This window comes from Pantoea sp. ICBG 985 (genome assembly GCF_002928365.1).
Lineage (GTDB): Bacteria > Pseudomonadota > Gammaproteobacteria > Enterobacterales > Enterobacteriaceae > Pantoea > Pantoea dispersa.
In genome coordinates, this window is sequence record NZ_POWM01000007.1 from 209701 (window position 1) to 233629 (window position 23929).

A 23929-nucleotide genomic window follows, 5' to 3' on the forward strand; every position below is an offset into this window, starting at 1 on the left:
TAATGCCCGCGCTAACTGATTTGGAATGATGCGATGAAAAACCCATTTGAAACGCTGATCATCCCGGGCGGCATTCTGCTGCTGGGCTTTCTTTCGGCGCTACTGCTGCCCGCCCCTTCGTTTGGCGTGGCGCTGGCAAAACAGCTGCAGCAGGCTCTGCATCTGCAGGATGTGAATCAGCTGTACACCATGGTGTTCTGCGTCTGGTTTTTGCTGCTGGGTACCGTTGAGTTTTTCATTATCCGCTTCGTCTGGCGCCGCTGGTTCCAGCTGCGCTGAACGGTGTACGTGATGCATTTTTCTTCTGACGGGCGCCTGACACGGTGCCCAAATTAAAAGTCACACAAATGTAACATTATTTTTACACGATCTGGCGAAACATCAGGCAACATAAAATCCGCATAAAAAATCAATTTCGCTAAAACCTATCGTTTTCAATGCGTTAATTTGTGATCCAGCTCACCGTGTGAAATCAACCCTCTCCATTTCCCTCACACTGCCGCAACAACTAAGTTACTATAACTGCCTGATTAGGGGATAAAAATCCCTTATGACAGCGCCGTCGGGCTGATTAATTCTTATGCTGAATCATTTCTGCATTTAAAAAATAAACAAACGTTTAATTCCGATACGAGAATGTTATATTCGAATGCATATGCATAACGTGCAGTTAACCGTTATCACACCTATGGCTTAAACCTGAGTCTTAACCTTTGAGAAATAGCGCAACGCGCTTGCAAAAAGCGTGGCTGTTTCGCCTGCGAACCTGTTGAGCTTCAGGGCAACAGAGAGGAGATGTCGCCTCATGAGCAACACTGCGGTAAATCTGGCGCTAGCCGCCGCTGGCATGGAAAGCACACACCTTCAGGAACGAAAAGACGTAGATGTCCTGCTGATCGGCGCAGGCGTGATGAGTGCTACCTTAGGCACCTGGCTGCAGGATCTCGAGCCAGACTGGTCGATTGAGATGGTCGAGCGGCTGGATGATGTCGCGGTCGAATCCTCTAACGGCTGGAACAATGCCGGCACCGGCCACGCGGCGCTGGCCGAGCTGAACTATACGCCCGAAAGAGCGGATGGCAGCATCGACATTGCCAAAGCGGTGGCGATTAACGAATCCTTCCAGATTTCCCGCCAGTTCTGGGCGTATCACGTACAGAAAGGCAACCTGAGTAATCCACAAAGCTTTATTCACAGCACGCCGCACATGAGTTTTGTCTGGGGCGAGGCCAACGTGGCTTTCCTGCGTAAGCGCTTCCAGGCGCTGCAGAAAAGCACCCTGTTCCGCGGCATGAACTATTCCGAAGATCGTGACCAGATCGCTGAGTGGATTCCGCTGGTGATGAACGGGCGTGACCGCAAGCAGAAAGTGGCGGCCACTTGGACCGACATGGGCACCGACGTTAACTTCGGTGAAGTGACGCGCCAGCTGATTGCCGCGCTGGAGAAGAAAGAGAATTTCCGCCTGCGTCTGCGTCAGGAAGTACGCGATATCAAGCGCCTGAGCGATGGGCGCTGGCAGGTAAGCCTGCACAACCTCGCCAGCGGTGAGTCGCGGGTGCTGACCGCGCGCCAGCTGTTTATCGGTGCCGGCGGTGCGGCGCTGCCGCTGCTGCAAAAAACCGGCATCCCGGAAGTAAAAGGCTATGCCGGTTTCCCGGTGGGCGGCTCGTTCCTCGTCACGGAAAACCCGGACGTAGTGGCGCAGCACATGGCGAAGGTGTACGGCAAAGCCAGCGTGGGCGCACCACCGATGTCGGTACCGCATGTTGATACCCGCGTACTGGATGGCAAGCAGGTGCTGCTGTTTGGCCCGTTTGCGACCTTCTCCACCAAATTCCTCAAGCAGGGCTCGCTGCTGGATATGTTCGGCGCGATGAACAGCAGTAACCTGCTGCCGATGATGCAGGTTGGGCTGAAAAGCTTCGATCTGGTGAAATATCTGGTCGATCAGGTGCTGCAGAGCGATGACGATCGTATGGAAGCGCTGCGCGCTTATGTGCCGCAGGCAAAACAGGAAGACTGGAAGCTGGTCACGGCCGGTCAGCGCGTGCAAATCATCAAAAATGATGAGAAAGAGGGCGGCGTGCTGCGTCTCGGTACCGAAGTGGTCACCTCGGCCGATGGCTCGATCTCTGCGCTGCTGGGCGCGTCACCGGGCGCCTCCACCGCAGCACCGATTATGCTGGAGCTGATGGCGAAAGTGTTCCCGGAACAGATGCGCTCGCCCGAGTGGCAAACCAAAATCCGCGCGGTAATCCCGTCGTGGGGCCGCAAGCTGAATGGCGACGTGGCGCTGACCGAGAAGGTGCTGGCCGAAACCAGTCGCGTGCTGCAGCTGGATTACGCACCGGTCATCACGCCGGAAGCTGCCAACGACGAAGGCCGTGAAACCGCCCATGTGGTAGGCAAGTAAGCGGCGACGCCTGTTCCTTCACCGGTAAATACAGACCTGCCTGAGGCCGCAATCGCGGCCTCTTTTTTTTGATTACGGTGTCGCCTTTTGGATGACGCAATCCCTGACGGTTCAGCCAGGGATTTATTCACCAGGAAGCGCACGTTTGTTAGCGGCACAATACATTGCACATTGCGCGATAAATCGCGCCGCTACATCAGGGTGCGTCGTACGGCTTCGTTAACTGAACAGCCCCCCCATATGGTGCCCCTGCTTACCGCGCCATCCAACGCCGTAGCATCAGCTCAATAGCAGCGCGTCATACAGCATCCAGCCGGTGGTCGCCACCAGCGACAGCGCCATCAGCGTATTGAACGCCTGACGTTTCCACGCAATCTGCAGGTGATGGCGCAGCCGGTCGCCCAGCGCTGCCCAGATTAAAATGCACGGCAGGTTGAGGGCGGCGAAGCCGAGCAGCACCGCCAGCACACCGTTGCTGTTGGCGTACATCAGCGCCACGTTGGTGACCATCAGCCAGGCTTTGGGATTCACCGCCTGGAAACACACGCCGCCCAGCAAGGTCATCGGACGCGGACGTTCGCGCAGCTGCGGCGCACCGGCGCGGAAGATTTTCCACGACAGCCACAGCAGATAGCTGCATCCCACCACCGTCAGCGGCAACCGCACCGACGCCATCCAGTGCAACAGCAGCTCCAGCGCCACGCTCGCCAGCAGCATCTGTAACGCACAGCCGAGCAGGATGCCAAACAGCATCGGCAGCGTGCGCCGGAAGCCAAAATTGACGCCGGACGTGGCCAGTAACAGATTGTTCGGACCCGGTGTAATCGACATCACCGTAACGTAGCTAAAGAAGGATGGATCGAGCATGGTGCGTTTCCCTGAGAACCAACGAAACACCATGCTAATGCGCAAATTACAATGGCAACAGAGACACAAAATGACTATTGTGATGGATACAGTTAAGGCAATTTTAAATTGTACCTATCGCGCGCGGAGGCTTTTGTGTCCCTTCCTCTCTCATCCGGCCAGACGCTGTACCAGCAGCTGGCGGACAGTTTTGCCGAATCTATCCATCAGGGCACGTTGAAGCCGGGTAAGCGCCTGCCGGCCATCCGGCGCGTGGCACAGTCGCACCAGGTCAGCATCAATACCGTGTTAAGTGCCTGGCATATTCTTGAAGATCGCGGCCTGATAGAAGCCCGTCCGCAGTCGGGCTACTACGTGCGCGGCGTGCTGCCCGCGGTGACGCGACCGCTCAGGCCGATGAGCGCCAGCGTTAATGACCCCAGCACGCAAAAACTGGAACTGATCGAGCAGGTGTTCGCCGCGCAGAATCACCCCGACTACACCAATATTTCGCTGGCCTGCCCGCAGGATAGTGAGCTGTTTCCGGCGGCAAAACTGGGACGTATTACCGCCTCCCTTATTCGCCGCGATAACGACATCATTGGTCGCTACGCGCTTCCGCCGGGTAGTGAGCGCTTACGGGAGGAGATTGCGCGCCGTAGCCTGCACACCGGCCTGAATCTGACTGTCGCGGACATCACCCTGACCCACGGCTGCATGGAAGCGCTGCAGCTGGCGCTGCGTGCGGTGACGAAGCCGGGCGACTGCGTCGGGCTTGAATCGCCGACCTACTTCTTTTTGTTCCCGCTGCTGGCCTCACTCGGGCTGAAGGCGCTGGAAATCCCCACCGATCCGCAAAACGGCCTGTCGCTGGACGCGCTTGAGATGCTGCTGCAGGAGCAGCGCATTCAGGCGCTGATCGCCATGCCGGGCGCGCAGAATCCGCTGGGCTACGTGATGCCGCTGGAAAATAAAAAGCGTCTCGCGAAGTTAGTGAACACTTACCACGTTCCGCTGCTGGAAGATGGGCTGTATGACGAATTGCAGTTTGACTGGCCGCTGTCGCCGCCGGTCAAAGCCTTTGACCGCGACGGCTGGGTGATTTACTGCACCAGCTTCACCAAAACTGTCGCGCCCGATTTTCGCGTGGGCTGGACGGCTGCCGGCCGCTTCCACCCGGCGATTGCGCGGCTGAAGGCGGTATCGTCGATGACCGAATCAAAACTGCTGAGCGAAACGCTGGCCGAATTTCTCGCCAGCGGCGGTTACGATCACCATCTGCGTTCGCTGCGCCGTCGCTACGCTGCCAATCTGGATGCGGCGCGCGGCATCATTGCCCGTCACTTCCCGCAGGGCACGCGCGCTACCCTGCCGCGCGGCGGCTTTGTGTTTTGGGTCGAGCTGCCGGGCAAAGTTGACACGGTGGAAATGTTCCATCGCTTGCTGCAGGAGCAGATTTGCGTCACGCCGGGCGCGCTCTATTCACTGAGCGATCGCTATCGCCATGCGCTGCGTCTCTCCTGCTGCTATCCGTTTGATGAGCGTTACACCTGGGCACTGAAACGCACCGGCGCGCTGGCCTGTGAAATCACCGGTATCGCGCCGGGTCAGGATCAGGGCTTACCGTTGCGGCCCCAGGTGGTGTAACCCTCGCGTTCGGTCAGGCGCTCGTAATAGGTTTGCACGGCAGGAAAGTCCGGATGGTCGAGCGGGGTTTCAAACCAGCGGTTCACCGCCAGGCCAACCGGAATATCGGCCAGGGTAAAGTTTCGGCCCGCGACGTAGCGCCCGGTTTTTTCCAGCTGCTGATTAAGAATACCCATGGTGTGGCTCCAGCCTTTGATGGCGGCAGCCAGCAGGCGCGGATCCTGATGGGCTGGCGAATTGCGCACCAGCGACATAAAAGCATAGCGCCATGAGGTGTTGAGCTCGGTGGCCTGCCAGTCCATCCACTGATCGACCGGCGCACGCGCGCGCGGATTATCCGGGTAGAGCCATTCACCGCCGTTGCTGTTGGCGAGGTAGCGCAGAATCGCGTTGGACTCCCACATCACGAAGTCATCTTCGATGATCACCGGCACCATAGCGTTGGGATTGAGCGCCATAAACTGCGGTGAGTGCAACGACTGCGGGTCTTCGCCCCACGGCTCGTGCTCCCAGGCAATATCCAGCTCTGAACAGAGCCACAGCACTTTACGAACGTTGATTGACGAGTTACGGCCCAGAATTTTTAACATAGCGGACTCCGCTGGCAGAATTGTTAATCTATTCATAGTCCTGTTAGACGCCTTAAGCAATCAGCAGGATGTAAATCCGGATTTCAGACAACCTCAATGAGGAAAGGAGCGAACATGCAGGTGGCGTTTAAACAAGTGGATGTGTTCTCCACAGGCGCGTTCAGCGGCAATCCGCTGGCGGTGATTATGGATGCCCAGGGTCTGAGCGACGCACAGCTGGCGGCCATCGCACGCTGGACCAATCTGTCGGAAACCACCTTCGTGCTGCCCCCACAGGATGCCACAGCCGACTATCGTGTGCGCATCTTTACGCCTGGCGGCGAACTGCCGTTTGCCGGACACCCCACGCTTGGCACCGCGCATGCCTTGCTGGAAGCCGGCTGGCCCCTGAAAACAGCGGGTAAGATTGTGCAGGAGTGCGGCGTGGGCCTGGTTGAGGTGCAGATTGGCGCTGACGGTACGCTGGCCTTTGCCGCGCCGGACGCCAGCCTGACGCCGTTCAGTGATGCGCTGATGAGCAGCGCACTGCACAGTGACGCGTTCGATCTCAGCCAGACGCCAGCCGTGGCGGATATGGGGATTCGCTGGCTGTTAATTCCGATGAGCAGCGCGCAGGCGGTACTGGAGGTGGTCACGCAGGCGGACGATTTACTGCGGCTGCAGCAGCATGCGGGTGTGAACGGCATCGCTCTGTTTGGCCCGCTGCCGCAGGATGCAGAGGCGCAGTACGAGGTGCGCGCGCTGCTGGTCGAGAACGGTAGCCTGGTCGAAGATCCGGTCACCGGCAGCGCCAACGCCTGTCTGGCACGCTATCTGGCGGCGCAGGGCCAGCGGCAGGATTACTGCGCGCGTCAGGGCAGCGCCATCCAGCGTGCCGGTCGCATTGTGGTGCGTTTTGCCGGTGAGACAATCTGGATCGGCGGGCAAACCCTCACCCTGATTGATGGCACGATTGAGGTGTAAAACGGGCGCTGCTCCGTTAATTCGGTCGCAGCGCGATGTTTTTACAGTGCCTGACCGCCGGAGGCCTCGATACGCTGGGCGGTAATCCAGCCGGTTTCGTCGCTCAGGATCGCGCTGATGGCATCACCGATATCATCCGGCAGACCAACGCGGCCCAGCGCGGTCACTGAAGCGATATGCGCGTTCAGATCTTTGGTGTCGCGCACGCGACCCCCGCCAAAGTCGGTTTCAATTGCCCCCGGTGCCAGAATGTTGACGCGAATGCGGCGCTCGCCCAGCTCTTTCGCCTGATAGCGCGTCAGCACTTCCATCGCCCCTTTCATGGCGGCGTAAGTACCTGAACCCGGCAGCGTCATGCGCGTCAGACCACTGGATATGTTCAGGATGCGTCCACCATCGGCGATCAGCGGCAGTAGTTTCTGCGTCAGGAAATACGGCCCTTTAAAATGCACATTCACCAGCGCATCAAACTCCTCTTCACTGGTTTCGGCCAGCAGCTTGTAATGACCGTGGCCAGCGTTGTTTACTAAATAATCAAAGCTATCGCGCTGCCAGGTTTCGTTCAGCGTTGCTTTAACCCGTGCCGCAAAGTCATCGAACTGCTTACTGTCGCCCACATCCAGCTGCAGCGCCACCGCACGCGCGCCCAGCGCCTCAATCTCCTTCACGACCGCCTGCGCTTCTTCAGCATGACCGCGCCAGGTAAACAGAATATCGACGCCCTTAGCGGCCAGTTTTAGCGCGCCATTCTTGCCCAGGCCGCGGTTACCGCCGGTAATCAATGCAATTTTATGAGACATGTTTCGCTCCGGTTGGAAAATTGAACACGGATTAAGGATATTCGCGAATAATTGATCTATAAACGCAGGGGAATACACAGCACTGTTTCACTAACAACAACAATCGGTGAACAACATGGATAAAATTCACGCTATGCAGGTGTTTGTGCGGGTGGCAGAAATGGGCAGTTTTACCCGCGCGGCTGAGAGTCTGGGTTTACCCAAGGGCAGCGTGTCCCGCCAGTTGCAGGCGCTGGAAAATCAGATGGGCACACGCCTGCTGCACCGTACCACGCGCCGTGTGCATCTTACCCAGGATGGCCTGGTGTATTACGATCGCTGCCTGGATTTGCTGTCGATGCTGGATGATATGGACAGCCTGTTCCAGCACGATCCTGCCACGCTGAGCGGCAAGCTGCGCGTCGATATGTCGGTGGCGATGGCAACCGGTTTTATCCTGCCGCGCCTGCCGGAGTTTTTGCAGCACTATCCGGGCGTGGAGATTGAGCTGAGCAGCAGCGATCGCCAGGTTGATGTGATTCGCGAAGGCTTTGATTGCGTGTTGCGCGTCGGCGAACTTAAAGATTCCGGCCTGATTGCGCGGAAAATTGGCTCATACGCCTTGATCAACTGCGCCAGCCCTGGCTACCTTTCCCGCTTCGGCATGCCGGTGCGGCTCGACGATCTCGGCCAGCACGCCATGGTGCACTATACCCAGCAGCTGGGGCAGCCCTCGCCGGGCTTTGAGTACTTTGATGGCAAACAGTGCCACTACGTGCAGACCGGCGGCGTGGTGACGGTAAACAGCACTGAGACCTATCGCGCCGCCTGTATTGCCGGGCTGGGCATTATTCAGGTACCGGCGATTGGCGTGCAGCCGCTGCTGGAATCCGGCCAGCTGGTCGAAGTGCTGCACCATTTCCCGGCCAAACCGATGCCGATTTCCCTGCTCTATCCTCACCGTCGCAACGTGGCGCGCCGCGTGCGGGTGTTTATGGAGTGGCTAAGCCAGGTGCTGCAGGAATACGTGACCTGAACGGGCAGGCTATAATTTTATTTTCGCTGTGAACAGGATGCAGAAGGTCTATGACGGACAAAACCACAAAAGCCTCAGCGGCTGAAGCTAAGCCGCTGATTGATATCAAAACCGGGAACAAAACGGTGGATGGCTCGATCAGGCGCGTCTCACGCTTTGCCGCCTGGTTTCAGGCGATCCCGGCAGTAGCTCACTTTTTGCGCGCGCTGGAGCGCTTTAACGATCGCCTCGGCAGCCAGTTTGGTGCGGCGATCACCTATTTTTCATTTCTTTCGCTGATACCGATTTTGATGGTCTCCTTTGCGGCGGTCGGCTTTGTGCTGGCGTCCAATCAGGACCTGCTTTCTGAGTTGATCAACAAAATCGTTAACAGCATCAGCGACCCGACGCTGGCCACCACGCTGAAAAATACCGTCAATACCGCGATTCAGCAGCGCGCGACCGTCGGCCTGACCGGTTTGCTGCTGGCGCTCTACTCCGGCATTAACTGGATGGGTAACCTGCGCGAAGCGGTGCGCGCCCAGTCGCGTGACGTATGGGAACGCAAGCCGGATGACCAGGAAAAGTGGTGGAAGAAATATCTGCGCGACCTGGTTTCGCTGTTGGGTCTGATGCTGGCGCTGGTGATTACGCTGTCGCTGACCTCGATTGCCGGCGCAGCGCAGGCGGCGATCGTGAATGCGCTGGGGCTGGGCGATATCGAGTGGCTGCGGCCGGCGATGACCATCATCGCGCTGTCGATCTCCATCTTCGCCAACTATCTGCTGTTCCTGTGGATTTTCTGGATCCTGCCGCGCCACAAGCCACGCAAAAAAGCGCTGCTGCGCGGTACGCTGCTGGCGGCGATTGGGTTTGAGGTGATCAAGTTTGTTATGACGCTGACGCTGCCAAAGCTGGCGACGTCGCCCTCCGGTGCCGCCTTTGGATCGGTGCTGGGGCTGATGGCCTTCTTCTACTTTTTCGCGCGTCTGACGCTGTTCTGCGCCGCGTGGATCGCCACCGCAAAATACAAGGATGATCCCGAGATGTCGCAGCCGCATCACTCTGCGTAACGCGACAATTCAGTTACATTTGCCGCAACAGCAAAAAATGTTTCCTGCTGGCTACTAAAGCAGCAAAAACCAGCAGGAAACGCTATAGGGTCACTTTTATTTGGCCCTTTTGCAGAGAATCACGCCAGAAAAGCCGTACTTCCCCTTCCCATCCGCCGCCGATTGCCGTAACTCAGAAATTATCCTCTTTTTCGCCGCTAAAGCCCGGTGTGACGCGGTTTTTCGTCATTGAATGCGGCAAAACAGGTGCGTAAGATTCTTTGTTTACATTTACAATTAAGAAACAGTTATGCAAGCCTCCATCTCCGAAACACCCGACCAACCACACGACGGCACACCGGTTAACTCACGCAGTAAAGTGGTAGTTGCCTCGCTGGTTGGCACTGCGATCGAATTCTTCGATTTCTATATCTATGCCACCGCCGCGGTAATCGTTTTTCCGCATATCTTCTTCCCGCAGGGTGACGCTACGGTTGCCACGCTGCAATCGCTGGCGACCTTCGCTATCGCCTTTGTTGCGCGCCCTATTGGCTCCGCGCTGTTTGGTCACTTTGGCGACCGCGTGGGCCGTAAAGCGACGCTGGTTGCCTCGCTGCTGACCATGGGCGTTTCTACCGTACTGATCGGCCTGCTGCCGGGTTATCAGACCATTGGCGTGGCGGCACCGCTGCTGCTGGCGCTGGCGCGTTTTGGTCAGGGCCTGGGACTGGGCGGCGAATGGGGCGGCGCGGCGCTGCTGGCCACCGAGAACGCCCCGGCGAAGAAACGCGCGCTGTACGGCTCGTTCCCGCAGCTGGGCGCACCGATTGGCTTCTTCTTTGCCAACGGCACGTTCCTGCTGCTCTCGTGGCTGCTGACCGATGAGCAGTTCATGAACTGGGGCTGGCGCGTGCCGTTTGTGCTCTCTGCGGTGCTGGTGATTATCGGCCTGTATGTGCGCGTATCGCTGCATGAGAGCCCGGTGTTTGCCAAAGTGCAGAAAGAGAAGAAACAGGTGCGGATCCCTATCGGTACGCTGCTGAGCAAGCATATGACCGCGACCATTCTTGGCACGTTTATCATGCTGGCGACCTACACGCTGTTCTACATTATGACGGTGTATTCGATGAGCTACGGCACCGCGCCGGCGCCTGTTGGTCTCGGCTATTCGCGTAACAGCTTCCTGTGGATGCTGATGGTGGCGGTCATCGGTTTTGGCGTGATGGTGCCGATTGCCGGCCTGCTGGCGGACCGTTTTGGCCGTCGCAAAACGATGATCACCATTACGCTGATGATCATCGCCTTTGCGCTGATGTTCCCGCTGCTGCTCGGCTCCGGCTCGCAGATTCTGGTGATGGGCTTCCTGCTGCTCGGCCTGAGTATTATGGGTCTGACATTCGGCCCGATGGGCGCGCTGCTGCCAGAACTGTTCCCGACCGAAGTACGCTATACCGGCGCGTCGTTCTCTTACAACCTGTCGTCGATTCTTGGTGCCTCGGTAGCGCCTTATATTGCGACCTGGCTGAATGCGAACTACGGCTTGCAGGCGGTGGGCTTCTATCTGGCCTCCATGGCGGTGCTGACGCTGATCGCGCTGATCGCCTGTAAAGAGACGCGCCATCAGACGCTGTATGAAGCGGTGTGATTGATTGCGTGTAGACAGAACCCGGCTCCGGCCGGGTTTTTTATTGGTGGTGTGGGGATGGTGCGGTGTGTCCCTCACCCTGGCCATCACCCCGGCCCTCTCCCGTAAACGGGAGAGGGAGCGTCCGCGCGATGTTGATAGATAAGTGTAGAAACATCAGCCCGCACCGAACGGTTCCCTCTCCCGCCAGCGGGAGAGGGCCAGGGTGAGGGTGAAAAAACCCTTCTGCCCCCAGACATAAGACATAAAAAAACCCCGGCAGGCCGGGGTTTGATTGGGCTGAAAACTGTGTCTCGCGTGCCTTAACCCGCGACGGCGATGCGTTTCATGTCGGTCATATAGCCACGCAGTTTGCGGCCAACGGCTTCGATTGGATGCTGGCGGATCGCTTCGTTCACGTCGCGCAGCTGCGCGTTATCCACCTGCGTGCCTTCCACCGCTTTGCCCAGATCGCCAGGCTGCAGCGTGGTCATGAACTCTTTCAGCAGCGGAACGGCCGCGAAGGAGAACAGGTAGTTACCGTATTCTGCGGTATCGGAAATTACCACGTTCATTTCATACAGACGCTTACGGGCGATGGTGTTGGCAATCAGCGGCAGCTCGTGCAGCGATTCATAGTAAGCCGACTCTTCGATGATGCCCGCGTCAACCATGGTTTCGAATGCCAGCTCAACGCCCGCTTTCACCATCGCGACCATGACCACGCCTTTGTCGTAATACTCCTGCTCGTCGATTTTGCCTTCGAACTGCGGGGCATTTTCGAACGCGGTTTTGCCGGTCTCTTCACGCCAGGTCAGCAGGTTTTTGTCGTCGTTCGCCCAGTCAGCCATCATACCGGAAGAGAATTCACCCGAGATGATGTCATCCATGTGCTTCTGGAACAGCGGTGCCATGATGGTTTTCAGCTGCTCAGACAGCGCGTAAGCACGGATTTTTGCCGGATTAGACAGACGATCCATCATCAGCGTGATGCCGCCAAACTTCAGCGATTCGGTGATGGTTTCCCAGCCGAACTGAATCAGTTTCTCGGTGTACGCCGCGTCGTGACCTTCAGCCACCAGCTTGTCGAAGCACAGCAGTGAACCGGCCTGCAGCATACCGCACAGAATGGTCTGCTCGCCCATCAGGTCTGATTTGACTTCTGCCACGAAGGACGATTCCAGCACGCCTGCACGGTCGCCGCCGGTAGCTGCAGCCCAGGCTTTGGCAATCGCCATGCCTTCGCCTTTTGGATCGTTTTCCGGGTGAACAGCGATCAGCGTTGGAACGCCGAAGCCACGTTTGTACTCTTCACGCACTTCGGTACCCGGGCACTTCGGTGCCACCATCACCACGGTGATGTCTTTACGGATGGTCTCGCCCACTTCGACGATGTTGAAACCGTGAGAGTAACCCAGCGCGGCACCGTCTTTCATCAGCGGCTGAACGGCCTGCACAACGGCAGAGTGCTGCTTGTCCGGGGTCAGGTTAACCACCAGATCCGCCTGCGGGATCAGCTCTTCGTAAGTACCCACTTTAAAACCGTTTTCGGTGGCTTTACGGAACGACGCACGCTTCTCAGCGATGGCTTCAGCGCGCAGTGCGTAAGACACATCAAGGCCAGAGTCACGCATGTTCAGACCCTGGTTCAGGCCCTGCGCGCCGCAGCCGACGATGACCACTTTCTTACCTTTCAGGAAGTTAGCGCCATCCGCGAATTCATCGCGCGACATGAAGCGACATTTGCCTAACTGCGCTAACTGATTGCGCAGATTCAATGTGTTGAAGTAGTTAGCCATGGGTACTCCGCTCAGATGTTGTGTTTGCTTTTGTTCAGTAACGGCGCCGGATTTAGCGCCGCGAATGACCCCATCATATGACAGGAAATCTGTTGCTTAAATTGATATATTAACAACGTCACATTGCAGAATTTGCAACATCACGCTGAGGGCAAAACGCGCATGGATTTACGAGACCTGAAACTGTTTCTTCACCTGGCGGAAAGCTGCCACTTTGGCCGCACCGCGCGCGCCATGCACGTCAGCCCGTCGACATTATCACGCCAGATTCAGCGGCTGGAAGAGGATGTCGGACACGCGCTGTTCCTGCGCGACAACCGCACCGTGACGCTGACCGAAGCCGGCGAGCGGCTGCGTCAGTTCGCCCAGCAGACCCTGCTGCAGTATCAGCAGCTGCGCCATGTCATGGACCTGAACGGTCCGTCGCTGAGCGGCGAGCTGCGCCTGTTCTGCTCGGTAACCGCCGCCTACAGCCATCTGCCGCCGATTCTCGACCGCTTTCGCGCGGAGCATCCGCAGGTGGAGATCAAACTCACCACCGGCGACGCCGCCGATGCCATTGAAATGGTGCAGTCCGGCGAAGCGGATCTGGCCATCGCCGGCCGGCCGGAGTCGCTGCCCGCCAGTATCGATTTTACACCGCTGGGTTTGATCCCGCTGGTGCTAATCGCCCCGGCGCTGCCCTGCCCGGTGCGCAGCCAGGCGACGCAGGAACAGCCGGACTGGTCGCAGATTCCCTTTATCCTGCCGGATCAGGGGCCGGCGCGGCGCGGTATTGATTTATGGTTTCGCCGCCACCGCATTGCCAACCCGCAGATTTACGCCACGGTGTCTGGCCATGAGGCGATTGTGTCGATGGTGGCGCTCGGCTGCGGCATCGCGCTGCTGCCGGATGTGGTGCTGGAAAACAGTCCGGAACCGGTGCGCAATCGCGTGCTGACGCTGGAGAATGTCGAGTCGGTGGCGCCGCTGGAGCTCGGCGTATGCGTACAAAAAAAGCGGCTCGGGGAGCCGCTGATCAATGCTTTCTGGCACCTGCTGTAGTTTAGCCGGCGAGGAAGAAGCGAAACGCCGGATTGCTGGCCTCGTCGTGCCACTCATAGCCGAGCGCGTTGAGGTGGGTGTCGAAATCCGGCTCTTTGTCGTTGATCTCGAACGCCGCCAGCACGCGACCAAAATCGGTGCCGTGGCTGCGATAGTGGAACAGTGAAATATTCCAGTGCGCGCCCAGCGTCTGCAGAAACTTCAGCAGCGCGCCCGGCGCTTCCGGGAATTCGAAGCTGAACAGCCGTTCGCGCAGCGGTTTTGACGGGCGTCCGCCCACCATGTAGCGCACGTGCAGCTTCGCCATCTCATCGTCTGACAAATCCACCACCTGATAGCCGCCTTCAGCCAGCTGGCTGATGATTTCGCTGCGCTCCTCAAGGCCGCGCGTTAAACGCACGCCAACAAAGATGCAGGCGTTGTCGGCATCGGCATAACGGTAGTTGAACTCGGTTACCGCGCGGCCGCCCAGCGTCTGGCAGAAACGCAGGAAGCTGCCCTGCTGCTCAGGGATGGTGACCGCCAGCAGTGCTTCACGCTGTTCACCCAGTTCACAGCGCTCGGAGACGTAGCGCAGACCGTGGAAGTTGACGTTGGCGCCCGACAGCACGTGCGCCAGCCGCTCGCCTTTGATGTCGTGCTGCTGGATGTACTTCTTCATGCCCGCCAGCGCCAGCGCGCCGGAAGGCTCCGCCACCGCTCGCACATCCTCGAACAGATCCTTCATCGCTGCGCAGATGGCATCGCTGTCCACGGTGATGATGTCGTCGAGGTATTCCTTGCACAGGCGGAAGGTCTCGCTGCCGATACGCTTGACCGCCACGCCTTCGGCAAACAGCCCGACGCGCGGCAAATCCACCGGCTCGCCGGCATCAAGCGCCGCCTTCAGGCAGGCAGAGTCCTGCGACTCGACCGCGATAACCTTGATTTGCGGCATCAGCTGTTTAATCAGTACCGCCACACCCGCCGCTAAGCCGCCGCCGCCTACCGGCACAAACACGCGATCGAGATGCGCATCCTGCTGCAACAGCTCCATCGCCAGCGTGCCCTGACCGGCAATCACCGCCGGATGATCAAACGGCGGCACGAAGGTGTAACCCTGCTGCTCCGCCAGCTCAATCGCTTTGGCTTTTGCCTCGTCAAAATTGGCGCCAAACAGGTAAGCCTCACCGCCAAACGCGCGCACTGCATCAACCTTGATGTCCGCCGTCGCCACTGGCATCACAATCAGTGACTTGATGCCGAGCGTGCTGGCCGAGAGCGCCACGCCCTGCGCGTGGTTACCCGCCGAAGCAGTAACCACGCCGCGCGCTTTCTGCTCTTCCGTCAGCCCGGCGATCATGGCGTAGGCACCGCGCAGCTTGAAGCTGTGCACCGGCTGGCGATCTTCGCGCTTCACCAGAATGGTGTTGCCAAGACGCGACGAAATTTTTTCCATTTTTTGCAGCGGCGTTACCTGGGCAATTTCGTACACAGGCGCACGCAGCACCGCGCGCAGATACTCCGCGCCATTGGGCGACGCGGAAAGCGGTTGAGACTCAGCCATCAGAGATTAGCCTCCCAGCTTAGACTTATCGCGCACCGCGCCCTTGTCAGCGCTGGTGGCGAGCGATGCATAAGCACGCAGTGCGAAGGAGACCTGACGCACGCGACCGTGCGGCGTATAAGCCGCTTCGCCACGCGCTTCCTCTTCTTCACGGCGGGCATGCAGTTCGTTATCCGGTACCGCCAGCTTAATGCCGCGATTCGGGATATCGATTTCAATGATGTCGCCATCTTTAACCAGCGCGATGGTGCCGCCGTTCGCCGCTTCCGGCGATGCGTGGCCAATGGAGAGGCCCGAGGTGCCGCCCGAGAAGCGTCCGTCAGTGATCAGCGCACAGCTTTTGCCAAGGCCCATCGATTTCAGATAAGTGGTCGGATAGAGCATTTCCTGCATGCCCGGACCGCCTTTCGGCCCTTCGTAGCGGATGACCACCACGTCACCGGCGACCACTTTGCCGCCGAGAATCGCTTCCACCGCATCGTCCTGGCTTTCATACACTTTTGCCGGACCTTTAAAGGTGAGGATCTCTTTGTCGACGCCGGCGGTTTTCACGATGCAGCCATCTTCCGCCATGTTGCCGTACAGCACTGCCAGACCGCCATCCTGAGAGAATGCGTGTTCGCGCGTGCGGATACAGCCTTCCTGACGATCGTCATCCAGCGTATCCCAGCGGCAATCCTGTGAAAACGCCTGGGTAGTACGGATGCCCGCCGGGCCGGCGCGGAACATCTTCTTCACCGCTTCGTCTTTGGTCAGCATGATGTCGTACTGATCGAGCGTTTCGCGCAGGTTGAGGCCCAGCACGTTGCGTACGTCGGTGTGCAGCAGGCCAGCACGATCCAGCTCGCCAAGAATACCGATTACCCCGCCCGCACGGTGCACATCTTCCATATGATATTTCTGTGTGCTCGGCGCTACTTTGCACAGGTGCGGCACTTTACGTGACAGGCGATCGATGTCGGAAATGTTGAAATCGATCTCGCCTTCCTGCGCGGCGGCCAGCAGGTGCAGCACGGTATTGGTGGAACCGCCCATGGCGATATCCAGCGTCATGGCGTTTTCGAACGCGGCTTTGCTGGCGATGTTACGCGGCAGCACGCGCGCATCATCCTGCTCGTAGTACTGTTTGGTCAGGTTAACGATGCGCTTGCCGGCGTTGATGAACAGGTCTTTACGATCGGCGTGGGTTGCCAGCAGCGAGCCGTTGCCTGGCTGCGACAGGCCCAGCGCTTCGGTCAGGCAGTTCATGGAGTTGGCGGTGAACATGCCAGAGCACGAGCCGCAGGTCGGGCAGGCGGAACGCTCAATCTGCTCGCTGTCGGCATCGCTGACGTTCGGGTTCGCCCCCTGAATCATCGCGTCCACCAGATCCAGCTTGATGATTTTGTCTGACAGCTTGGTTTTACCGGCTTCCATCGGACCGCCGGAGACAAAGATCACCGGAATGTTGAGGCGCAGCGAGGCCATCAGCATGCCGGGGGTGATTTTGTCGCAGTTGGAGATACACACCATGGCGTCGGCGCAGTGGGCGTTCACCATATATTCCACGGAGTCAGCAATCAGCTCGCGTGAAGGCAGTGAATACAGCATGCCGCCATGACCCATGGCGATACCGTCATCCACCGCGATGGTGTTGAACTCTTTGGCTACACCACCCGCAGCTTCGATTTGCTCAGCAACCAGTTTGCCAAGATCGCGCAGGTGCACGTGGCCCGGTACGAATTGGGTGAAGGAGTTGACCACGGCGATAATCGGCTTACCGAAATCGTCGTCGGTCATTCCGGTGGCGCGCCATAGGGCACGGGCACCCGCCATGTTACGACCATGGGTGGTGGTGGCGGAACGGTACTTAGGCATGCTCTATTTACTCCAGTCTGAAAAATGACGCGGGCGCTGCTGCACCCGCGTTACTGTCTTGTTATGGATTCACCTGATCCAGCCAGCCGTACTTGTCTTCGGTTTCGCCGGTGAACAGGCCAAAGAACGCCTGCTGGATTTTGGTGGTCACCGGGCCACGTTTGCCCTCACCCACCTGGATGCCGTCCACGCTGCGTACCGGCGTGATTTCTGCGGCAGTACCGGACATGAACACTTCATCCGCCAGGTACAGTGATTCGCGAGACAGCACCTGCTCGCGCACTTCGATACCAAGATCCTTCGCCAGCTTGATGATGGCGTCACGGGTGATGCCCGGCAGCGCTGAAGAGGTGAACGGCGGGGTGAACAGGATGCCGTCTTTCACTTCAAACAGGTTTTCGCCAGCACCTTCGGAGATATAACCCTGGGTATCCAGCGCAATACCTTCCTGATAGCCGTGGCGGCGCGCTTCGCTGCCAACCAGCAGGGAAGAGAGATAGTTACCGCCCGCTTTCGCCGCGGTCGGCAGGGTGTTTGGCGCCACGCGATTCCAGGAAGAAACCATGGCGTTGATGCCCTGCTCCAGCGCTTCGGCACCCAGGTAAGCTCCCCACGGGAACGCAGCGATGATCACATCGGTGGTGAAGCCGTCTGGCGGGTTAACGCCGAGACCCACGTCGCCGACAAAGGCCAGCGGACGAATGTAGGCACTCTTCAGTTTATTGACGCGGATAACTTCGCGGCACGCTTCCATCAACTCATCCACGCTGGCTTTGATCGGGAAACGGTAAATTTTGGCGGAGTCGTGCAGACGCTGCATGTGTTCACGGTGACGGAACACCACCGGACCTTTGTGTGAGTCGTAGCAGCGAACGCCTTCGAACACAGAGGTGCCGTAATGCAGTGCGTGAGACATAACGCTAACCTTAGCGTCTTCCCACTTAACCATCTCTCCATTGAACCAGATAAAGTCTGCTTTCTTCGTACTCATTGTTATTTCCTTTGGCGACTAGGCGCGGATTTGTTGTGTTGTCTGTTGCTGGATCTCGACACAGGCGACATCCATAAGTTTGCTTAACTGCGAAGACAGTAAATCGACAGAGCGCTGGCTGGCAACGGTCATTTCGATATTAATGTTCTCCGCATTGACGGCGGACGCCATATTCATTGCGCAGACCTGGAAGCCACGGTGACGCACGACGCGCAAAATGCGCTCCAATATTTCAGGGCGAAAGCGGGCTTCGATAGACAATTGATGCTGGTTCATACGGTTTTCTCCATCATGTTTGCGTTGCTGGCACCCGGCGGTACCAGTGGCCAGACGTTTTCATGCTCATCAATCGCAACATGCAGGAAGTAAGGACCTTCACTGTTCAGCAGAGCATCAATCGCGGCGTCGACCTGATCTTTACGGCTAATGCGCTGGCCCGGAATATCAAAGGCGCTGGCCAGCGTGAGGAAATCGGGGTTATCGGTGAGGATGGTTTCGCTGTAGCGACCATCAAAGAACAGCTGCTGCCACTGGCGAACCATGCCAAGACGCTGGTTATCCAGCAGCAGGATTTTTACCGGCAGCTGCTTACGCTTGATGGTGCCCAGCTCCTGAATATTCATCATGATTGAGCCGTCGCCGGACACGCAGACAACGGTGTCATCCGGACGGGCAACCTGCGCGCCTACCGCAGCCGGCAGCCCAAAGCCCATAGTGCCCAGACCGCTGGAGGTGATGAAGTTTTCCGGCGCGCTGAAGCGCATGTGCTGCGCCGCCCACATCTGGTGCTGGCCAACGTCGGTGGTTACCACCGCGCTGTCAGGTTTACGATCTGACAACTGCTTCAGCAGCAGCGGCGCGTAGATCGCCTCGCCGGGATGGTCGTAACGCCACGCGAACTCCGCGTTCATCGCTTTAACTTCAGTACGCCAGCCGTCGATCTGCAGCGGCATGCTCAGCGCCGGCAACACCTGGTTGAGATCGCCCTGCAGCGAAACGTGAGCGCGACGCAGTTTGTTCAATTCCGCCGGATCGATATCAATATGGATGACGCTGGCGTGCGGCGCGAAGGTATCCAGCTTACCGGTGACGCGGTCGTCGAAGCGTGCGCCGACGGCAATCAGCAAATCACAGGATTGCACCGCCAGGTTGGCCGCTTTGGTGCCGTGCATGCCGAGCATACCGAGATAGAGATCGCTGCTGGCTTCGGCGCTGCCCAGCCCTTTCAGGGTAGAAACCATCGGGATGCCGGTCTCCTGCGCCATAGCCCGCAGCGCCGGGACGGCCTGCGCCATGCCGACACCGCCGCCGATATACAGTATCGGTTTTTGCGCCTGCGCCATCAGCGCGCGCGCTTCGGCAATGTGCTGAGGTGAATGGCTCAGTGCCTCTTCAACCGGCAACAGGTGCGGCGTCAGGTCACCGCTGGCAATTTGAATATCTTTGGGAATGTCGACCAGCACCGGTCCCGGACGGCCGGACTGCGCGATGGCGAAAGCTTCCGCCATCACCGAGGGTAAATCATCCAGCGATTCAACGAGGAAGCTGTGTTTAGTACAGGCTAATGACAGGCCAAGAACGTCGATCTCCTGAAAGGCGTCGGTACCAATAAACGCTGAAGAGACCTGCCCGGTGATGGCGACAACCGGAACGGAATCCATCATCGCATCGGCCAGCCCGGTGATCAGGTTGGTGGCGCCCGGTCCGGAAGTCGCGATGCAAACCCCGGTTTTGCCGGTCGCACGCGCATAACCGATCGCTGCCATCACCGCACCTTGTTCATGACGACACAGTAGATGTTCCACGCCGCCATCGTAGAGCGCATCGTACACTGGCATGATTGCTCCGCCAGGATAACCAAACACTGTGTCGACACCCTGCGCGCGTAAAGCCTGAACTACCCACTGTGCACCTGTCATGGTTATTCTCCTGTATTCCTGCTGGAACAACAGAATTTTATGCTACTGCTCATAATCTGTTCCTCGCTGATTCGCTGATATTTCGTCTGGTCGAAAAAAAACCCCCGGACCTTACGGTGCGGGGGTTTTTCGAATTCCAGGCTTGATTTTTAAGCCTTTCTTTCTCCAAGCGTAGCCCCGCACGGTGGGTTAATAATCACCACCACGCTAATCACGACTAGGCTAATCACTTGTAGAAAGGCTTTCATGTGTCGTCTGTTTTTTCGTTAGTTCGAAGTAATACCTACAGAGTTACCATAGTTAGCAGGGGATTTACAATAATTTTCATCGGAAAATTTTATGACGCGCGCAGTTGACGTGCGTTATCGCTTTGTAAGTAAAAGGTTATTCGCATTTGTGATAATTATTCATTACGCCCGCGACGCAACCGTTATTTTGCTTTTGCGATCTGGCTGCGAAAATTAATGAACAGGATGAAAAGCACAGCGATTTTCCTGAATACCGCTTCAGGATGATAGTTTCAGCGGTCGCCGTGTGGATTTTTTTCAGCAAGGATAAAGGCAACAAGGAGCGGTTATGTCTTTATCGAAAGTATTAACACGCGCGGCGCTCGGAGTGCAGGCTCCACTGGTGACGATTGAAGTGCATATCAGCAACGGTCTGCCAGCATTGACACTGGTAGGTCTGCCGGAAACCACCGTCAAAGAAGCCCGCGAACGCGTGCGCAGCGCCATTATCAATAGCGGTTTCACCTTTCCGGCGAAGCGCGTCACCATTAATCTCGCACCAGCTGATTTACCTAAAGAGGGTGGGCGCTACGACCTGCCGATCGCTATCGCCATTCTCGCGGCCTCAGAGCAGCTGCCAGGCGATAAGCTGGCCCATTATGAGTTCCTGGGTGAGCTGGCGCTAAACGGCGCGCTGTGTGGCGTTCAGGCCGCGATTCCTGCTGCCATGGCGGCGCTGCAGGCCGGACGTCAGATGGTCTTAGCGGAGCAGAATCAACAGGATGTCGGCCTGATACAACAGGGTGAAACGCTGGTGGGCAAGCATCTGGTGGAGATCTGCGCTTTCCTGCATAACCAGACGGCGCTGACGGTCGCCCATTACCAGCCTGAAACGGTGCCGCACGAGCAGCAGGACCTGAGCGATATTATTGGCCAGCAGCAGGGACGGCGCGCGCTGGAAATTACCGCCGCCGGTGGCCATAACCTGTTGCTGCTGGGCCCGCCCGGCACCGGTAAGACCATGCTGGCAACCCGATTGCCCGGCATTATGCCGCCGCTGGATGACCAGGAAGCGCTGGAGTGCGCCGCAATTGCCAGCCTGGTCAGCAGCGGTACGCTACATCATCAGTGGCGTAGACGGCCGTTCAGAGCGCCTCATCACAGCGCATCGCTGTATGCGCTGGTCGGCGGAGGATCCCTGCCGCGGCCGGGCGAAATTTCGCTGGCGCACAATGGGGTGCTGTTTCTTGATGAACTGCCCGAGTTTGAGCGCAAAGCGCTGGATGCGTTACGCGAACCGATTGAGTCCGGTGAAATCGCCATTTCCCGTTCCCGCGCCAAAGTCACTTTCCCTGCGCGCTTTCAGCTGATTGGTGCAATGAATCCCAGCCCGACGGGCCATTATCAGGGGAATCATAATCGCTGCACGCCGCAGCAGGTGCTGCGCTATCTCAGCCGGCTGTCTGGCCCGTTTCTGGATCGCTTCGACCTGTCGCTGGAGATTCCGCTGCTACCGGGCGGCTCGCTCAGCCAGAAGCAGCAGCACAGCGAAACCAGCGCGCAGGTGCGCGCCCGCGTACTGGCCGCCCGGGCGATACAGATGGCACGCGCGGGCAAGGTGAATGCGCAGCTGTCGAATCCGGAGATCGCCCGTGATTGTGTGTTACAGCAGCAGGACGCGGAATGGCTGGAGGAGATCCTGAATGCACTGGGATTATCGGTGCGTGCATGGCAGCGCATCTTAAAGGTGGCGAGAACCATCGCAGATTTAGCGGGTGAACGGCAGATTACGCGTCAGCATCTGCAGGAGGCGGTGGGATATCGCAGTATCGATCGTTTACTGATTTACCTGCATAAAAGCCTGGAATGACAACGGGGCTGAAATCAGCCCCGTCATGTTAATCGTCGCTATCGCTGAAGTCTTCCACCGTGTCCATCTGCGGTTTACCGCCGGACAAGGTATGAAAACGTTTCGGACGCTTGATACGTGCAGTGTATTTTGACCAGACACGTTCAGCCTCAGTCTGCGGCTCACGCAGACCACGACAGACTTCAATAAACAGACGCTCTTCTTCGGTCTCCGGATCGCGCTTAGCGAGATCCAGTTCGTTGAAAGCGTATCCGTGGCGTTCCAGAAGCTGAGCTTCTTTAATGGTGAAGTCACCATGACGCGAAAAACCACGAGGGTAATGTTTGTTATCAAAGAAACGATTAGTTGTTGCGAAGCTGTCCGCCATCTTACACGCTCCTGATTCTCATATGGCCGTGCTATTTATGGCGCGGAGTATTAGATAGGCTTGACAGAGTGTAAAACAAAACATTTAAATCAGTACGACAAACATTTTTTGGGAGAATGCTGTGGATACGGAATTACTGAAAACTTTCCTCGAAGTGAGCAGAACGCGTCATTTCGGGCGTGCTGCTGAAGCGCTTTACCTCACGCAATCTGCCGTTAGTTTTCGCATCCGTCAGCTGGAAAATCAGCTGGGCGTTAATCTTTTTACCCGTCACCGCAATAATATCCGGCTGACTTCAGCAGGCGAGCGCTTATTGCCCTACGCTGAAAGCCTGATGAGTACCTGGCTGATGGCAAAGAAGGAGGTTTCGCATACCCAGCAGCACCATGAGCTATCAATCGGTGCCAGTGCATCGCTCTGGGAAGCGTATCTTACGCCCTGGCTGCAGACGCTATACGAGAACCGGGAGAGCCTGCATCTGGAAGCACGTATTGCTCAGCGCCATTTGCTGGTCAAGCAGTTACATGAGCGCCAGCTTGATTTGCTGATCACCACCGAAGCGCCAAAAATGGATGAACTCACCAGTCAGCAGATCGGTCATATTTCACTCGCGCTCTTTCGCGCACGCAAAACTGAAAAGCGTGAAAAATATGATTACATCAAACTCGAGTGGGGCGCGGATTTCCATCAGCATGAAAGTTATCTTTCCAGTGATGACGTACCGGTATTAACTACCACTTCAGCACATGTGACCCGCGAATTGCTACATACCACGGGAGCCTGCGCTTTTTTACCTGATTTCTGGCACGGCATTTACAGTGATTTGATGGTTATTCCAGACACACCTGTCGCAGTGCGACCGTTATATGCGGTATGGCTGCAGAATAGCGATCAACAGGCACACATTCGTCAGCTGCTTAAATATCCGGTCCTGACTCACTGAAGCAATAAATGAGGGAGTTTGAGTGGAAGAAATGAAACTCAGGCTCTTGCGTGTACCGAATTTCAGGCAAAAAAAATCCTTTGCCGAAGCAAAGGATTATTTTCTGGCAGGGGCGGAGGGACTCGAACCCCCAACACCCGGTTTTGGAGACCGGTGCTCTACCAATTGAACTACGCCCCTAATTAGGGTGGCGGAACGGACGGGGCTCGAACCCGCGACCCCCTGCGTGACAGGCAGGTATTCTAACCAACTGAACTACCGCTCCACCGATTCTGTACTGATATCAGACCGTCGCTGATTTCAGGTGTTTCGCCCTTTCCGCGTCACCGGGAAGGTCACGACCCGATTAGGGGTCTTAAATTGATGCCTGGCAGTTCCCTACTCTCGCATGGGGAGGCCCCACACTACCATCGGCGCTACGGCGTTTCACTTCT

At 57.5% G+C, this 23929-nt stretch carries 21 protein-coding genes and 2 tRNA genes; 10 read left to right on the forward strand and 13 right to left on the reverse strand.

All coding sequences use genetic code 11. From position 1 onward, the window contains the following. The first annotated feature begins 33 nt into the window (after positions 1–33). Together C1Y42_RS19870 and mqo are read left to right on the forward strand one after the other, a co-directional pair. The gene (locus tag C1Y42_RS19870; RefSeq protein ID WP_010615729.1) at positions 34–279 is read left to right on the forward strand and encodes a DUF1158 domain-containing protein; all 246 of its coding nucleotides are present in this window, start codon (positions 34–36) and stop codon (positions 277–279) included. Positions 280–805: 526 nt separating this feature from the next. Then, entirely contained in the window at positions 806–2416 is a 1611-nt protein-coding gene (gene mqo / locus C1Y42_RS19875) for a malate dehydrogenase (quinone) (protein ID WP_021507903.1), read from the forward strand. Between the two features lie 279 nt (positions 2417–2695). Here the strand turns inward: mqo and C1Y42_RS19880 are convergent, their stop codons facing one another. Then, a complete protein-coding gene (locus C1Y42_RS19880) occupies positions 2696–3283 on the reverse strand; it encodes a LysE family translocator (RefSeq protein ID WP_058759374.1) in 588 nt (195 codons plus the stop codon). Between the two features lie 135 nt (positions 3284–3418). Here C1Y42_RS19880 and C1Y42_RS19885 point away from each other — a divergent pair, with 135 nt between their 5' ends. Then, positions 3419–4909: a PLP-dependent aminotransferase family protein gene (locus C1Y42_RS19885; protein WP_058775178.1), complete on the forward strand. Its 1491-nt coding sequence runs from the start codon at positions 3419–3421 to the stop codon at positions 4907–4909. Here the strand turns inward: C1Y42_RS19885 and C1Y42_RS19890 are convergent. Further along, positions 4876–5499: a glutathione S-transferase family protein gene (locus C1Y42_RS19890; protein WP_021507906.1), complete on the reverse strand. Its 624-nt coding sequence runs from the start codon at positions 5497–5499 to the stop codon at positions 4876–4878. The two genes, C1Y42_RS19885 and C1Y42_RS19890, sit on opposite strands and share 34 nt — an antisense overlap. A gap of 114 nt (positions 5500–5613) precedes the next feature. On the opposite strand from C1Y42_RS19890, the gene C1Y42_RS19895 reads away from it, so the two are divergent. Next, on the forward strand, positions 5614–6462 hold the full coding sequence (locus C1Y42_RS19895) for a PhzF family phenazine biosynthesis protein (RefSeq protein ID WP_059011335.1): 849 nt from the start codon (positions 5614–5616) through the stop codon (positions 6460–6462). A 41-nt stretch (positions 6463–6503) separates the two neighbouring features. Here the strand turns inward: C1Y42_RS19895 and C1Y42_RS19900 are convergent, their stop codons facing one another. Continuing rightward, the gene (locus C1Y42_RS19900; RefSeq protein ID WP_021507908.1) at positions 6504–7262 is read right to left on the reverse strand and encodes an SDR family NAD(P)-dependent oxidoreductase; all 759 of its coding nucleotides are present in this window, start codon (positions 7260–7262) and stop codon (positions 6504–6506) included. A gap of 115 nt (positions 7263–7377) precedes the next feature. Between C1Y42_RS19900 and C1Y42_RS19905 the strand changes: the two genes are divergently transcribed. From C1Y42_RS19905 to C1Y42_RS19915, 3 genes are all read left to right on the forward strand, one after another. After that, a complete protein-coding gene (locus C1Y42_RS19905) occupies positions 7378–8277 on the forward strand; it encodes a LysR family transcriptional regulator (protein WP_058775177.1) in 900 nt (299 codons plus the stop codon). Between the two features lie 50 nt (positions 8278–8327). Next, on the forward strand, positions 8328–9329 hold the full coding sequence (gene yhjD / locus C1Y42_RS19910) for an inner membrane protein YhjD (protein ID WP_058770904.1): 1002 nt from the start codon (positions 8328–8330) through the stop codon (positions 9327–9329). A gap of 289 nt (positions 9330–9618) precedes the next feature. Next, entirely contained in the window at positions 9619–10953 is a 1335-nt protein-coding gene (locus C1Y42_RS19915; RefSeq protein WP_021507911.1) for an MFS transporter, read from the forward strand. A 302-nt stretch (positions 10954–11255) separates the two neighbouring features. On the opposite strand, the gene ilvC is transcribed toward C1Y42_RS19915, so the two are convergent. Further along, on the reverse strand, positions 11256–12731 hold the full coding sequence (gene ilvC / locus C1Y42_RS19920) for a ketol-acid reductoisomerase (protein WP_104094201.1): 1476 nt from the start codon (positions 12729–12731) through the stop codon (positions 11256–11258). A 162-nt stretch (positions 12732–12893) separates the two neighbouring features. Here ilvC and ilvY point away from each other — a divergent pair, with 162 nt between their 5' ends. Next, on the forward strand, positions 12894–13775 hold the full coding sequence (gene ilvY / locus C1Y42_RS19925; protein ID WP_021507913.1) for an HTH-type transcriptional activator IlvY: 882 nt from the start codon (positions 12894–12896) through the stop codon (positions 13773–13775). A gap of 1 nt (position 13776) precedes the next feature. On the opposite strand, the gene ilvA is transcribed toward ilvY, so the two are convergent. The 6 genes from ilvA to ilvL all read right to left on the reverse strand — a co-directional run bounded on the left by ilvA (position 13777) and on the right by ilvL (position 20336). After that, on the reverse strand, positions 13777–15321 hold the full coding sequence (gene ilvA, locus C1Y42_RS19930) for a threonine ammonia-lyase, biosynthetic (protein WP_058759907.1): 1545 nt from the start codon (positions 15319–15321) through the stop codon (positions 13777–13779). 6 nt (positions 15322–15327) lie between these two features. After that, a complete protein-coding gene (ilvD, locus tag C1Y42_RS19935; protein ID WP_021507915.1) occupies positions 15328–17178 on the reverse strand; it encodes a dihydroxy-acid dehydratase in 1851 nt (616 codons plus the stop codon). A 61-nt stretch (positions 17179–17239) separates the two neighbouring features. After that, entirely contained in the window at positions 17240–18169 is a 930-nt protein-coding gene (locus tag C1Y42_RS19940; RefSeq protein ID WP_021507916.1) for a branched-chain amino acid transaminase, read from the reverse strand. An 18-nt stretch (positions 18170–18187) separates the two neighbouring features. Next, a complete protein-coding gene (gene ilvM / locus C1Y42_RS19945) occupies positions 18188–18445 on the reverse strand; it encodes an acetolactate synthase 2 small subunit (protein ID WP_008106624.1) in 258 nt (85 codons plus the stop codon). Further along, positions 18442–20088, reverse strand: a complete 1647-nt coding sequence (gene ilvG / locus C1Y42_RS19950; protein ID WP_104094202.1) for an acetolactate synthase 2 catalytic subunit — start codon at positions 20086–20088, stop codon at positions 18442–18444. The genes ilvM and ilvG overlap by 4 nt, the downstream gene beginning before the upstream one ends. 149 nt (positions 20089–20237) lie before the next feature. Further along, positions 20238–20336, reverse strand: coding sequence for an ilv operon leader peptide (ilvL, locus tag C1Y42_RS19955; protein ID WP_104094203.1), 99 nt, complete (start codon positions 20334–20336; stop codon positions 20238–20240). A 328-nt stretch (positions 20337–20664) separates the two neighbouring features. On the opposite strand from ilvL, the gene C1Y42_RS19960 reads away from it, so the two are divergent. Further along, positions 20665–22185, forward strand: a complete 1521-nt coding sequence (locus C1Y42_RS19960) for a YifB family Mg chelatase-like AAA ATPase (RefSeq protein WP_021507918.1) — start codon at positions 20665–20667, stop codon at positions 22183–22185. A gap of 28 nt (positions 22186–22213) precedes the next feature. Here C1Y42_RS19960 and C1Y42_RS19965 read toward each other — a convergent pair whose 3' ends face one another. Beyond that, entirely contained in the window at positions 22214–22552 is a 339-nt protein-coding gene (locus C1Y42_RS19965; RefSeq protein ID WP_021507919.1) for a DUF413 domain-containing protein, read from the reverse strand. A 121-nt stretch (positions 22553–22673) separates the two neighbouring features. Here C1Y42_RS19965 and hdfR point away from each other — a divergent pair, with 121 nt between their 5' ends. After that, positions 22674–23495, forward strand: coding sequence for an HTH-type transcriptional regulator HdfR (gene hdfR / locus C1Y42_RS19970; RefSeq protein ID WP_031279770.1), 822 nt, complete (start codon positions 22674–22676; stop codon positions 23493–23495). A 104-nt stretch (positions 23496–23599) separates the two neighbouring features. Here the strand turns inward: hdfR and C1Y42_RS19975 are convergent. Both C1Y42_RS19975 and C1Y42_RS19980 read right to left on the reverse strand, forming a co-directional pair. Further along, a tRNA-Trp gene (locus tag C1Y42_RS19975) sits at positions 23600–23675 on the reverse strand. Between the two features lie 8 nt (positions 23676–23683). Continuing rightward, a tRNA-Asp gene (locus C1Y42_RS19980) sits at positions 23684–23760 on the reverse strand. Positions 23761–23929 lie beyond the last annotated feature (169 nt).